At 47.6% G+C, this 12,893-nt stretch carries 11 protein-coding genes; 2 read left to right on the top strand and 9 right to left on the bottom strand.

Features of this window, described 5'->3' with window-relative positions; all coding sequences use genetic code 11:
- Positions 1-4: 4 nt before the first annotated feature.
- The 3 genes from AACV78_RS08070 to AACV78_RS08060 all read right to left on the bottom strand — a co-directional run bounded on the left by AACV78_RS08070 (position 5) and on the right by AACV78_RS08060 (position 4,168).
- On the bottom strand, positions 5-1,324 hold the full coding sequence (locus AACV78_RS08070) for a glycosyltransferase family 2 protein (protein WP_194012370.1): 1,320 nt from the start codon (positions 1,322-1,324) through the stop codon (positions 5-7).
- Positions 1,325-1,713: 389 nt separating this feature from the next.
- Positions 1,714-2,910 (bottom strand): glycosyltransferase family 2 protein, encoded by a 1,197-nt coding sequence (locus AACV78_RS08065; RefSeq protein ID WP_194012560.1) that lies wholly within the window; start codon positions 2,908-2,910, stop codon positions 1,714-1,716.
- 421 nt (positions 2,911-3,331) lie between these two features.
- The gene (locus tag AACV78_RS08060) at positions 3,332-4,168 is read right to left on the bottom strand and encodes a pentapeptide repeat-containing protein (RefSeq protein WP_194012561.1); all 837 of its coding nucleotides are present in this window, start codon (positions 4,166-4,168) and stop codon (positions 3,332-3,334) included.
- Positions 4,169-4,425: 257 nt separating this feature from the next.
- On the opposite strand from AACV78_RS08060, the gene AACV78_RS08055 reads away from it, so the two are divergent.
- On the top strand, positions 4,426-5,019 hold the full coding sequence (locus tag AACV78_RS08055) for a phycobiliprotein lyase (protein WP_194012562.1): 594 nt from the start codon (positions 4,426-4,428) through the stop codon (positions 5,017-5,019).
- Positions 5,020-5,306: 287 nt separating this feature from the next.
- Here the strand turns inward: AACV78_RS08055 and AACV78_RS08050 are convergent, their stop codons facing one another.
- The 6 genes from AACV78_RS08050 to AACV78_RS08025 all read right to left on the bottom strand — a co-directional run bounded on the left by AACV78_RS08050 (position 5,307) and on the right by AACV78_RS08025 (position 10,425).
- On the bottom strand, positions 5,307-5,612 hold the full coding sequence (locus AACV78_RS08050) for a CpeR family transcriptional regulator (protein ID WP_194012563.1): 306 nt from the start codon (positions 5,610-5,612) through the stop codon (positions 5,307-5,309).
- Positions 5,613-5,636: 24 nt separating this feature from the next.
- Entirely contained in the window at positions 5,637-6,236 is a 600-nt protein-coding gene (locus AACV78_RS08045; protein ID WP_194012564.1) for a chromophore lyase CpcT/CpeT, read from the bottom strand.
- A gap of 376 nt (positions 6,237-6,612) precedes the next feature.
- Positions 6,613-7,146, bottom strand: a complete 534-nt coding sequence (locus tag AACV78_RS08040; RefSeq protein ID WP_194012565.1) for a phycobiliprotein lyase — start codon at positions 7,144-7,146, stop codon at positions 6,613-6,615.
- Positions 7,147-7,447: 301 nt separating this feature from the next.
- A complete protein-coding gene (locus AACV78_RS08035) occupies positions 7,448-8,206 on the bottom strand; it encodes a phycobilisome rod-core linker polypeptide (RefSeq protein WP_194012566.1) in 759 nt (252 codons plus the stop codon).
- Positions 8,207-8,485: 279 nt separating this feature from the next.
- Positions 8,486-9,280 carry a phycobilisome rod-core linker polypeptide gene (locus AACV78_RS08030; protein WP_194012567.1) on the bottom strand — a complete coding sequence of 265 codons (795 nt, stop codon included), beginning with the start codon at positions 9,278-9,280 and terminating at the stop codon, positions 8,486-8,488.
- A 275-nt stretch (positions 9,281-9,555) separates the two neighbouring features.
- Positions 9,556-10,425 carry a phycobilisome linker polypeptide gene (locus tag AACV78_RS08025; protein ID WP_194012568.1) on the bottom strand — a complete coding sequence of 290 codons (870 nt, stop codon included), beginning with the start codon at positions 10,423-10,425 and terminating at the stop codon, positions 9,556-9,558.
- Between the two features lie 691 nt (positions 10,426-11,116).
- On the opposite strand from AACV78_RS08025, the gene AACV78_RS08020 reads away from it, so the two are divergent.
- Positions 11,117-12,751, top strand: coding sequence for an MBL fold metallo-hydrolase (locus tag AACV78_RS08020; RefSeq protein ID WP_194012569.1), 1,635 nt, complete (start codon positions 11,117-11,119; stop codon positions 12,749-12,751).
- Positions 12,752-12,893: the final 142 nt, after the last annotated feature.

Raw genomic sequence — 12,893 nt, 5'->3', positions numbered from 1 at the left:
AAAATCATTTAACTACTAGCTCATAATTATTATTTTCCAAAGTAATTAGAGAGTTTTTGAGATCCGTTCCGGCACTTTTGGGCATACCGTTAACCGCGATCGCAGCTAGCAACTGTTCCGACACGGAATTTGCCAGAATCCAACGCAGGTGGACACCCCGCAGGCGCTCCCGACCGACTTCGGGAGTGACGTGACCGACCGGCAGTTCGCCGTAACGGAGATAAATGCCATCGGGCCGCGCAGCATCGATCGCTCGTTCTGCAGCTTCCCAACCTTGCTGCAAATCAATTTCAATTTCGCGATCGCTCAAATCAGCGCGGGCCGCGCCGGATTGCATAAAACTCGAAATTCCCGATCGACTTTTCAACTCATCCATCACACCCCGGAAGTACCAATAACCCAGCAAGTTTCCCCGCAGCCACCGCCAAGTTCCCCGCATCCGCAAGCTTTCAAGCAAATCCAGCGATTTCCTCAGCCCCAGGGCCAGCAAATCCACAGCTTGCACCCAGAAAAACGCGATCGCCACCAAAATCTTGCCGGCCAAAGAATCAGGAACTTCGTAATATTTTATCTTCAATATCGGTCTCATTTCCGGGTGTCTCTGACCGATCAAAACATCCGATCGCCCTTCCTGACGAGCGCGGCCAAAAGAGCGATCGAGATTGTTAGTTTCATGTTCGTAATGATAGCCCACTGCATCAGCCGCGATCGCAAAAGATACATCAGCTTTCAGCAACCGCACCCCAAACTCGTAATCTTCCCCGCCGCAGTTCCCAAAAGCCGAATCAAAGCCATCGAGACTAGCAAACAACTCTGCATCCAGAGAAAGATTGCCGCTGAGCAAATCTTGGTATCCAAAACGGCGATCCGGGCGGCCCATCTGGTAAAACTTTTCCTCCCACCAAGCCCGCACTTCCACATCAAAAAACCTAGTTCCTCCCTGCAACTTTGGCGGATAAGGGCCCATGACAGCACAGCCCGGACGTTCTTGGTGAGTGCGAACGTGGCTTTCCACCAAAAGCGGCAGCGCTTCAATATCATCGTCCAAAAACAGCAGCAACTGCCCGATCGCCGAAGCCGCTCCCGTATTGCGAGCGATCGAAGCACTCCGGCAATTTACCTCAACAACCTGCAATTTAAACGGAGCTTTGTAGTCTTGCAGCATTGCCAAAGTATCGTCAATGCAGCTATCTGCAACTACAATAACTTCCATGAGGTCGATCGGATAAGTCTGCGAGTGCAAAGCATCCAGAGCCCGCCGCAGCGAAAAACTGCGATTGTGACTGGGAATAATTACGCTAACAGTTGGATTTTCTCTATTCATATTGGGAATTGGGAATTGGGAATTGGCAATTAGTTGTGAGTTGTGAGTTGTGAGTTGTGAGTTGTGAGTTGTGAGTTGTTATAGCAATCCTAAATCATTGTTGAATTTCTTACTCCCTCCCCTTGGCAAGGGGAGGGTTGGGGTGGGGTAAAAAGTTTACGACTCCTGCAAGGATTGTTTTAGTTGTTGGTTGTTATTCATAACGAATCAGAAAGAAGAAAGAGGAAAAAACTGTTTTCCGTGTATGCTTGACTTCCGTGTTATGAATAAAGATAAATGGCAATTGCTAATTTTAAACACTCTTCCCTCCGACTTCTTCCCTCCGGCTAATGACTAATGACTAATGACTAATGACTTCTTCCCTCCGGCTAATGACTAATGACTACTAACTAATGACTACTGACTTCTTCCTTAAAAGCTTGCAACCACTTCCTAGAAGCAAAATAAGCCATCGGCCCCCTGACACAGCCCCGCAGTTGAGCTAACAGCAAATCCTTCGGAATCGCATCCGGTTGCTGCCGCAAAGAAGCAACTAATTCAGGAATTTGTTTGTACCGCAGCCATCCCCAAGCTAACAGAGGCACGCTGAATTCTTTGTCAACCACAAACATCCGCGTCCAGAAAGCATAGACTCCGATGCCGTAGCCGTGCAGCGTTTTTTGCAATTCTTCCCAAGTGCGCCGGTGGCGGTGCCAGCTCAAAGCTCTCGGCTCGTAGACGATGCAGTAGCCCGATCGCAAGATCCGCGCAAACAGTTCGCAGTCTTCGCCGCCTACTGTTGGGGTTCCCGCCCCCAGAACTTCGTCAAACAATCCAATAAAGTCGATCGAGCTTTTGCGTAAAGCCATACTCGCCGAAACACCCACCGGAGAGACTATCAGCGGGTTGCAGTGCGCCCCGTCAAAAATTCGGCGATCGAAGCCCCGCCCGTGGGGGCTGTAGCGCTCGAACCATTCTTGCGCTTCGGTTTCCAGTTCCAAGGGCATGATTAGCCCCGTAACGCACATCACTCGCCGATCGCTAAAATTCCCCAAGAGCGATCGCAGCCAGTTCGGATCTGGCACTGCATCGTCATCTGTAAATGCTACGAATTCGTGTTTAGCTTCGCGTAAAGCTCGGTTGCGGGCAGCGCTGGAACCCGGTACGTCCTCGCGTACATAGCGGACTGTTGGGTAATTTTTGACCAATTCCTCAGTAGCGTCCGTGGCGGGACAATTGTCAATTACCAAGTATTCCTGACCGTCGTCTGGGAGCTGCATGAACGCTTGCAAACAGCGCTGCAAATCTTCCGGTCGATCGCGCGTGCAAACCGCTACAGTGGCGATCGGCAATGCCTCCATCGGCCCCCGCTCATCCCATTCTAGAGTGTCGTAGAGCCAGTTTTTCCAAAGGTTATCCCCCGCAGCATCCATCAGTGTTTCCCGCAATTGAGAGCCCTCAATGCGACCTCCGACTACCGAAAGTTGAGCGCTCGCGATCGGCTTTCCGTGCAGTCTAATTAAAACCAAGGCTTTGCTGTAACGCTCCTCAACCGCAATTTCTGGCGGGAGTTTGGAGATTTCTAGGTCGAGAATAGCTGTTGCCATTTTAGATTTTAGATTTTAGATTTTAGATTGCCAAAAAATCATAGAGTCTCCGTATTTTACCGGATGTATTTTAGCCAAAATTGTTGTAGGGGATAGCAACTTATCAATGCCATACTTGCCGATCGCCGATGCGCGAATCAAACATAAAGCCTCATATTTATGATTGCTGTTATTTATTTTTACTTTCGATTACCCGCTGATGTCAAGTTTTTTGTCTAAATAATTTTTGTCGCCGACAGCGATTGCTCGTCGAACACGATCTTAATGGCGAGTGTCATTGGCGGCCAGGGCTACCAAATTTTGCAATTAATGCCAAATCAAAAAAACCCGATTTTTTATTAAGAAAACCGAGTTTTGGCGATCGATCCTGATTTCAGCGTTAATTGCGATCGGCTACTATTCTCAAAAAAATATCAAACAATCAAACACCCTCGCAATTCAAACTTTCGCGAGTAGTAGTTCTAGTCAAAGAATTCCAACTATCCAACTGGGCCGAACTCCGGTGACAAAGCATCGCCCTCACCCCTTCGTCAAGTCCGCGAACCCCAGTAAAATCCGCACCTTCAATGCTAGTAACATGATCGAAACTAGCATTAGTCAAATCAGCAGCTCGAAAATCAACACCCTGCAATTCCGCACCATTTAACCGCGCATCCCGCAAGCAAGCACCAGTCAAAAAAGCCCTCCGCAAATTAGCGCCGCTCAAACCCGCACCTTGCAGATTAGCACCAGTCAAATCAGCCCCGCTTAAATAAGCGCCCAACAAATTAGCACCCCTCAAATCCACAAACCGCAAATTAGCTGTATTTAAAAAAGCCCCAGTCAAAATAGCTCCAGGCCCCACAGCGCCGCAATTTTTGAATCTAAAACCCGACGGCCAAACTGTCAGCGAATCGTAGATAGCAACTTGCAATTTCGAGCCGCTCAAATCAGCCTCGCTCAGATTAGCATTCTGCAAAGAAGCCCTGCACAAACAACTGTTTTGCAAAGCAGCCGACTGCAAAATCGCCCCCTGCAAATTAGCACCCCGCAAATCCGCCTCAACCAGATTAGCACCGCTCAAATCTGCACCGCACAGGTTAACACCAATCAAACTAGCACCCGCGAGGTTAGCACCGTTAAGCTTAGCACCGCTCAAATCGCGATCGTACAAATCAACCCCGCTCAAATCAACCCCCGCCAAACTCTGTCCCGACTTCACAGCAGCCAGTAAACTCTCCGAATCAAAATTTGTGCGATCGATCGTTAAATTAACCATTTCTTTAAAAAAAAATACCTCAATCCAACTGATTATACCTTGACCAGAACCCCTCCCGACATCCCTCCCGCCATTTTCGATTTTTGATTTTTAATTTTCAATTGCGAATCATTTACCGAATGTCGGTTATCAGCACAAGCCAGCAGTTATCTTCTTTTTGGCTGCTGGAATTACTAAACTTTACAATCAAACATTCTCAAATTTAGTAAAATCGAGAAAACCGCATTGCCAAAAAATCAGCCGAGGTCACAAACACCATGAAAATCAAACCGCCAATGACAATGATGGACTTCTTTCGCAAAAGCGAAGGAACCTGGTTTTCGCAGCGTTCAGTCCATCACTTCGACGCAGCCGCAGACGAGTCAGGCGAATCAAATCTCATCATTCAAATCATGGAAAAAGACCACCCCAAAATTCAAGAAATTTGCGAAAACCAAGCAGTAAATCCAGCACTAGCCGTCGGTGGAGCTATATTCATGTGGCAGACAACCCTCGATGCCAAAGACAAAGAACCCAACCCAAATTACGCAGCCATTCTAGTAGATATTCCCGATCAAAACAATCCCCAATCAGGAAAATTTCTCCGCAACCAAGGCTATGTAGAAGGAATCCCAGTTATCGGGAGATACAATTTTGCAACCGATGGAGTATTGACAATCGACACCGAATATGAAAAAAATCAAGGTCAAGAACGCTGCTGGTTTATCACCGACGATTTTCGCGTCCGCGTCAGCACAGTACGCATGATGAACGGCATCAATCTTATGACTTACAGTTCAGAACGCCGCTGCGTCGCACCAGCAGATTTGCAGCAAATCATTCAACAACAGCAACAACTCATCACTCATTAATCAGCAGTCGCATCTTGTCCGACTGAATAATTCTTACATATTCAAAGATTTGTAGTATTTGTAAGGTGCGTCGCCCTCAAAAATCCGTACATCCAATTAACAATCTCAGGGCGACGCACCTTATATCGTTTCCGGTTGCATCGGAATGATTTAACCGCAGAGAACACAGAGGACACAGAGAGAGAGAATAGAGATATGAATACAGGACGATGCTACCGGATTTGATATTACATCATATTTGAGAAAACAAGCCCAAAAATTATCCAATTGCAACCGCCGATTTTTATTTAACAGCGTTCATCAAATTTAGTATAAAAACTACCGTATTTAATCCAGTATTGCTTGAGTTCGTGCTGAGGAGCGTGCAAACTCGCCTTAGCTTGATATAGAATAACTTTTCGGTGATTGCCAATCCAAACCTTATTAATCGGATGAACGCAAATAAAAGTTCCGCCCAAACTCTCAATGCACTCCCCAAAACTTTCAATAGTAGGATATTCTAGAGTTTCAAATATAAAAAAATTTCCCGAACAAATCAGATGCCGGCTCCGAATCCAGCACTCCATCTTTTTTCTAGCTAAGGGCGGTAGCATAATATTTTAAACATTCAAATTTCCTCATATTACTAAGGAGACTGCAGGCACTTCACTGGCAAAACTTTCGACTTTATCAAACAGCAAAGGCCCTTCAGTCGAACCCCAAATTTGCTCGCCAGTATTAACATCCATCCCTCGGTCTAAACTTGTCCAAGTATGCTCTGTCAATTCCACATCACTGACTAAATAAGTCTCGCATCCCTTGCGATTAATCAAACACTTCTGCCCTGGCTCCACACTTCCTCGAAACATTTCGCCATCTCTCTTAAATACCATCGAACAGTGATAGCGGCGTTCAATACTATCCGGCGCAATCGTCCTCAGAATATCTAATTCTCGTCCTGCACCTGCATAAAGCATACCATCTTTTAGGCCGTAATTTTCTATATAAATTTGATTTTCTTGTTCGACAAGTCGGTGAATGCCTTGACGGTAAGGATTCCACACATCGTAGTCATAAACTTGTTCGGAATAAAAACCAATGCCGCCAAAAAACTCAAAGGGTAAAGGCCGAAACAAAACCCGAATGTGAGCGTAATTTTGCGGATTTGCAATTGATTGCTTTTGGTTGCTGAAATGCCCGGCCATCAAGTTAGCTAGGGCGATAAGTTCACTTGTCATTGGGGAATTGGGAATTGGGAATTGGGAATTGGGAATTGTTGACTGTTAGCTGTTAGCTGTTAGTTGTTATTTGTTATTTGTTAGTTGTTATTGGGAATTGAGAATTGGGCTCTAGCGTTGCGGAGGGATTGGGAATTCGTAGCAAGTAACCAATAAGCTGTCGGACATTTAAATTGTATGTTCAGGGCGGGCAGGATGCCCACCCCACAAGAAGGGGATTTTTTTTGACATTCAATTTAAATGCCGCAACAGCTTAACCAATAACCAATAACCAATAACTAATAACTAATAACCAACTCCCAACAACTACTGACTAATGACTGATGACTGATGACTAATGACTAATGACTAATGACTAATGACTGATGACTAATGACTAATTAGCGGACAAACAGCGGATTTCTGATGAAAAAGAAGCGGTGGTAACGCCTGCGCCGTCGCTTGTTTTGATTAGGGAGACGCGGAAGCGCAAATTGGGAGTGCCGAACCAGATGCGCTCTTCGGCAGCGGCTCGATCGTACTCTGTAATTAAAATAAAAGTTCCGTCTTCTGTCAACTGGTAGCGGCCGACAGCAGGCACTGTCTCAGCATACCCGCGATCGCGCAGCAGTTTCCCCTCGGACGGATTTTCGGGATTTGGTACCGGTACGAGCACGCAACTGCCTTCTAGTACCTCTTTTTCGTCCCAATCCGACTCGCCCTCCCAACTCATCCGAAAAGGATGAGCAGCAGTAGCAGGATCGATATTGTACGATCGACAAAGCTCAACTACTTCTGCATCGTCGGCATTCAGCGCTACAATGTCAATTCTAGAACGAACTTCCTCAAAGTGACTGAATGCTAAATGGTGAGCGCTGCGCTGCGAGCGCCATTTGCCAATTGAACGATCGATAAATTCACTTAACTGCATCTGCTAATTAGTAATTAGTAATTTGTAATTGGTAATTAAGCTGTTCTACATTTAAACTGTATGTCAAAAAACAATAAAACTATTGTGGGGAGTAGGGGTTGGGCACGAGAGCCCGCCCTAAACATACAATTTAAATGTCCGACAGCTTAGTAATTTTAAATTAGTTATTGGTTGTTGGTTATTTGTAATCGGTTATCAGTAATTAGCTATGAGTTATTGAACACAACCAACAACCAACAACCAACAACCAACAACCAACAACCAACAACCAATAACCAATAACTACTGACCAACTATCCCTCTAAGCAACCTCAGTAATGCTGAGGATTTTGCCCCCACTTTTATTGATGTACTGAATGTTCTCAGACAACTGGCTGTAACCCACTTCATAAGTTACATTGCTCACCCTTCTCCGAGAGCCGCTACCCTTGACAGCCGAGATCCGAAAACGCTTGCCAGTATTGCTGTAAGCACCAAAACCGCTAGCAGGAGCTTTGATTTTTGTGCCGAGATTAGCAGCTACATCGGTAATCAATTTTGCCTGATTGCTGGCATCGCTGGTAGCATCGCCGCGGTACAAAGCAAACATCCGATTGAAACCAACATTTTTCTTGCCAACTTGGCTGCGAGTGCTGCGGGCATAGGGAACAGTATTTTCGCCAAAACTTGAATTGTACTCGTTGCTATCGAGATAAGAGTCTATTTCAGCGTCGTATCCTTGCTCGTTATAAGTGATAACGTGTTCGGAAATTTCCGATTGATCTGCTGGTGCGCGGCCCAACAAATGCTTATAATTGAGTTCGATAAACCGATAGGGGGAACTCGATTCAAAAAATAGCGATCGGTACAAATCCGATTTTGCGACCAAGTTCACAAAACCCTTAACGGTGATATCGCCATTTCGCAACAGCGATTCTGCACTCGTTAGTCGATCGCACTCCATCAAGTGTGCGTTACCCAAGACTTGTTTGTAAACAGCCCGAATCACTGTTTGCAAATCATCTTCTGTAGCATTTGCTCGCAGTTCCACCGGTGTCGATTCCACAGCCCATAAAGACATTTGATTTTCTCCTAATTTTCAATTGCTTTGCTAGTTGTAATTAGTTCGACCGTTCGCAATGCCAGTCGTCCGATCTTGAAAACTTGCATTCCGAGCGATCGAACCGTTTTGATTGCGATGGAGCGGCAACGACATAACTGGTAATTGGTAACTTGCAACTAATCAAAAGTTGCGCGCTTCGACGGGTAATTACTCTTTTTCATTTTTAATTTATCAAGTTTGAATTCATGATTCATCCTTTTTCTTTACCCTTCGCAATTACCAATTATTCATTACCAATTACCCAATTTCAGTGATGCTGACAATTCTGCCGCTCGTGCGATTAATCCGCTGAATTTGCGGTGTCATTCTGTTACCGGGAACAATATATTCCACAGTGCTGCGACGGCGTGGTTGGTTGTACTTAGCACCTTGCACCACAATCTTAAACATTTTTTCAGTCGCGTCGGCATAACCGCTACGGCCTCCAGACATCGGAGGTACAATCTTGCTGGTGCTGTTAGTTGCCACAGCATAAGTTAGCTGAGAGTCCTTATTTGTGTCTGTTTCTGCTGGGCCGCGGAACAGAGCAAACATCCGGTTGTAGCCGACTTGTTTTTGACCGACTTGGCTGACAGCAGCGCGGTAGAAAGGTACGGTATTTTCGCCGAAGTTTTGTTGATACTCTTGAGAGTCAAGATAAGAATCAATTTCTGCTTCGTAACCCTGCTCGTTGTACAGGCGAACGTGCTCGGAAATCTCCGCTTGGTCTTGAGGTGCTCGACCTAACAAATGTTTGAAATTGAGCTCGACAAATCGGTAAGGAGAAGCTGTTTCAAAAAAACGGGCGCGGTACATTTCTGATTTGGCGATCGCCCGCACGAAGTCGCGCACCGAAATGCTACCATCGCACAACTGAGATTCTGCACTCGTCAAACGCTCGCTCTCCATCACATAAGCGTTGCCCAAAACCTGCCGGTAGGCTGCTCGGATCGCGACTTGCAACTCTTCCAAACCGCTCGTCGGCCACAGTTCAACTGGTGCGCCCGAAAAAGCCTCAATTCCGAATTTTACTGCTGGTGCTGTACTGACCATTGTTATTTTTCCCCTTCCCTATTCCGTTGATAAAAACCTTTCAAAATCAGCCTTTCTACTGAATCTAATTTCTTAGTAGATTCTATTGGCAATAAATCCAGGGTACGCAGCGCGTACCTTACCTCTGTAGGGTACGCACTGCGTACCTTACGCAGACATTTTGCCGTTATACCATTTCCCAAAAAGCATGAAACTGCAAGCTAGTTCCAAACTCTTAGCTCATGAGTGATTCCGCAATCGAAAATCCCCCGTGCCACAATCGAAAATGGTATTGCTTAGCTCACCGGTGTGATGCTGGCAATCACGCCGCCCATTTGGTGAATCCGCTGGTACTCTTGCGATAATTTGTCAAAAGGCACCAGATAGACTTGGTTGCTGCGGCGGAATTTCGAGACGCGGTTGACCACATTCGATCGATAAGCCGTAACTTCGATCCGGTAAACTTTGCCTTCCTCGCCAGCCCCAGCTCCGTGACGAGTCCGAGCGCCGACGGGCGAGTCTTGGAACGCCCAGCCGTCGGAACCGCCCGAAGGAGGGATTACAGCTAGGGGCGTTTCCTGAATCACGTGCTTGTACAGTTTGGGACTGTTGCCAGCCAAACTGCCCTTCAGGTCGCTGCTGGAAGCACCGCGCAGCAGTTGGAACATATAGGTAAAACCAACCATGTTCTTGCCCGTTTGGGTTTTGTAGCCGCGGTAATACGGTACTGTGTCTTCCCCGTAAGCATTTTGGTATTCGTCGCTGTCGATGTAGGAATCGATATCAGCTTCAAAGCCGCTTGCATCGAGGATATTGCTGTGATGCTTCGTTTCTTCGTAGCCCTCTGGCGCTCTACCTAACAGGTGCTTAAAAGTCAGCTCCGTATAGCGGTAGCGCGGACAAACGTCAAAAAAGCGCGATCGGTAAAGTTCCGATTTCGCAACTTGGCGCACGAACTCGCGGACGCTGATTTCGCCGCGTTTGAACTGCGATTCGGGAACAGAAAGCCGTTCGCTCTCCATTACGTAAGCATTGCCCAAAACTTGTCGGTACACTGCTTGAATTACGGTGGCGGCTTCCTCATCCGAGCGTCCGGGCCACAACTGAACAGGGTCTGTGTCTTCAAATAGGGCGACGCCCAATTGAGATGCAGGTCCAAAAGTCATTTAAACTCTCTCCTGGATAGCCACAAGGTTTGCTGAGAAAAATGTATCAAAACTTTTACAAAGAAACCGATCGAACTCATAAACTCCCTCTCTGCCCTGACAGCAGCAGTTAGCTAGCGCGAATCTGGTTCTCCAAGTTTTTCTTATTGGACTATACACCGCCCTCAAAACCCTAGAGATGAAGAATTGTAAAGTTTTGTCAACATCTTTGGGCTGCTGAATTAAAATCTTCTCATAAAAAAGATTCGCTTTTAGTAGGCGCAAATTGTGAAAAAAGATTTAAAACTCAGAATACGAGATCGAGTTCGCTGCTATTACAAGGTGCAATAAAATGTAACTTTCGCTCGCGGAACCAGTAGCATTAAGTTTGTAGAAGGGTCAAGGCCCAAGGGTCGCTGCCTTCGGAAAATCGCTTTCTTGGCGCTGCATCAACTCTTAAAGTTCTATTACTTTCCTTGCACAGGAGCCAGAGCCTTCGAGCCCAGATTAAACTCTAGGATCTTCGCCGACAACGCAGGAGCGACCGTTTTGTTTGTCGGGAGCCGTGGCGGCAACAAAGTCTTTTAGTTTGTCAAAGCCGATCAATCGCGCGTCGGTAACTGAACTCGATCGAAATAAATGCAGTCGCAGCCCATATTTTAGATCTCGCGATACTGCAAATTGCGCGCAAAACAGGGGACTAAACCCAGTGATGGATCTCGATTGTTTACCTTACGGCGCAGGCCACGCACAGGAAGGCGTCTGTTTGCTAGTCCGCATGGGGCCGCACCGCATTTTACTTGACTGCGGTGTCGAGGATGTCTCGCCCCTGTCAGCGAAACTAGATCGATCGCTCCCAGCCGATTTTGTGGTGTGCACCCACGCCCACTCCGACCACGCCAGAGGTTTGCTAGCACTTCACCAGTCTTTCCCGCACTTGCCAATTTACGCCAGCGAAGTCACAGCGCGACTGCTACCGCTCAACTGGCCGGAACAATCTCAGCAGCCGGAGTCCCGTTTCTGTCAGGGACTGCCCTGGCAGTCGTCGATCGAACTGCGGCCTGGGCTGACCGTGCAGTTGTTCCCGTCGGGCCATTTGCCCGGAGCGGCCACTGTACTGCTGACCTATACAGCCCCCCACCGCACCTACACCCTCGTTTACACGGGCGACTTTTTCCTGTCCAATTCTCGTTTGGTGGAAGGTTTGCCGCTGGGAGAACTCCGAGGCATGAAGCCGGACGTGTTAATTTTGGAAGGCAGTTACGGCACGGCGCGTCACCCTCACCGCCGACAACTGGAAAATCAATTAGCCGATCGCATCCACCGGGCGATCGGCGACGGGTACTCGGTACTCCTGCCCTCACCGGCGATCGGTTTGGGCCAAGAACTGCTGATGCTGCTCCGCAGCCACCACTATTTCACAGGCCGCGACTTGGATATTTGGGTAGACGGCACCGTCGCCGACGGCTGCGACACTTATCTGGAACTGCTGCCCCAATTTCCCACGGCTGTCCAAAATTTTGCCCTGCACCAACCTTTGTTTTGGGACGAAAGGGTGAAACCCCGCGTCCGCCGACTGTCGGCCGAAGGGCGCGCCGGATTGGGTTCTACACCTTGTATTGTGATTACTGACCGCATTGCCCATTTGAATTTGTATGTTGCCGATCGGACAAATCCTTGGATTTTGCTCGCACCTCAAAAACCCGGATATCCGCTCCGGGACTGGCTGCCCAACTCGGCCGAATCAGGAGTCAGAAGCCTGGAAACTTATTTGCTAGCCGAACACTGCGACGGCCCGGGGACTACCCAACTCATCCACAACTTGCGTCCCCAGCACGTAATTTTTGTGCATGGTTCCCCCGCCTATTTGGCTGATTTGGCTAACTTAGACGAGCTCCGCAACCGCTATCAGTTGCACACTCCGGCGACGGGTACGATCGTTGAATTGCCGATCGGGGAAATGTTTTTGCAGCCCGCGATCCCCGAAACTAACTATGAAGGAGAACTCAGCGAATTAGGCACAGAGGTAGCAATTAGCTTGCCGAGTCCGATAACAGCCGATCCTCGGTGGGCAAACTTTGCCGATACCGGTTTAGTAGAAGCCCGCTGGCAAGGCGAAGAACTTGTACTGCGCGGCATTTCCCAGCGGGAACTGCTTTTTCAAGGCAGCCCCGTTGCCACCAACCTCGAATGCTGCGGCAATTGCCAGCACTACCGCGGCCAGCGCTGTTGGAACCAGTCCAGTCCTTTGTTTGGCTTTAAAGTTACTCCCGACGGTTACTGTCCGGTGTTTGAATCGATATCGGAGTCAGAACTTTTCCTAGATGCGGAAACAGAAGGTGATTAAACTGTCGGGCACATTAAAACCAGCCCGCACCAAGACAAACAAAGGAGAGCTTCTCTGTTTTGCATTAATCAAGATACTTGAGTTGCAAGCTCTAGCTAAGCTGTTGTGCATCCCAATTGTCTGTGGTGATTGAGGGGGAGAG

Source organism: Tychonema sp. LEGE 07196 (assembly GCF_963890365.1).
GTDB lineage: Bacteria > Cyanobacteriota > Cyanobacteriia > Cyanobacteriales > Microcoleaceae > Microcoleus.
This window is presented reverse-complemented; position numbering and strand designations above follow the sequence as displayed.

What these genes read in the sequence shown, in the direction of transcription:
- AACV78_RS08070 (WP_194012370.1), bottom strand. Translation starts at nt 1,324, where the DNA reads ATGAATAGAGAAAATCCAACTGTTAGCGTAATTATTCCCAGTCACAAT.
- AACV78_RS08065 (WP_194012560.1), bottom strand. Translation starts at nt 2,910, where the DNA reads ATGGCAACAGCTATTCTCGACCTAGAAATCTCCAAACTCCCGCCAGAA.
- AACV78_RS08060 (WP_194012561.1), bottom strand. Translation starts at nt 4,168, where the DNA reads ATGGTTAATTTAACGATCGATCGCACAAATTTTGATTCGGAGAGTTTA.
- AACV78_RS08055 (WP_194012562.1), top strand. Translation starts at nt 4,426, where the DNA reads ATGAAAATCAAACCGCCAATGACAATGATGGACTTCTTTCGCAAAAGC.
- AACV78_RS08050 (WP_194012563.1), bottom strand. Translation starts at nt 5,612, where the DNA reads ATGCTACCGCCCTTAGCTAGAAAAAAGATGGAGTGCTGGATTCGGAGC.
- AACV78_RS08045 (WP_194012564.1), bottom strand. Translation starts at nt 6,236, where the DNA reads ATGACAAGTGAACTTATCGCCCTAGCTAACTTGATGGCCGGGCATTTC.
- AACV78_RS08040 (WP_194012565.1), bottom strand. Translation starts at nt 7,146, where the DNA reads ATGCAGTTAAGTGAATTTATCGATCGTTCAATTGGCAAATGGCGCTCG.
- AACV78_RS08035 (WP_194012566.1), bottom strand. Translation starts at nt 8,206, where the DNA reads ATGTCTTTATGGGCTGTGGAATCGACACCGGTGGAACTGCGAGCAAAT.
- AACV78_RS08030 (WP_194012567.1), bottom strand. Translation starts at nt 9,280, where the DNA reads ATGGTCAGTACAGCACCAGCAGTAAAATTCGGAATTGAGGCTTTTTCG.
- AACV78_RS08025 (WP_194012568.1), bottom strand. Translation starts at nt 10,425, where the DNA reads ATGACTTTTGGACCTGCATCTCAATTGGGCGTCGCCCTATTTGAAGAC.
- AACV78_RS08020 (WP_194012569.1), top strand. Translation starts at nt 11,117, where the DNA reads ATGGATCTCGATTGTTTACCTTACGGCGCAGGCCACGCACAGGAAGGC.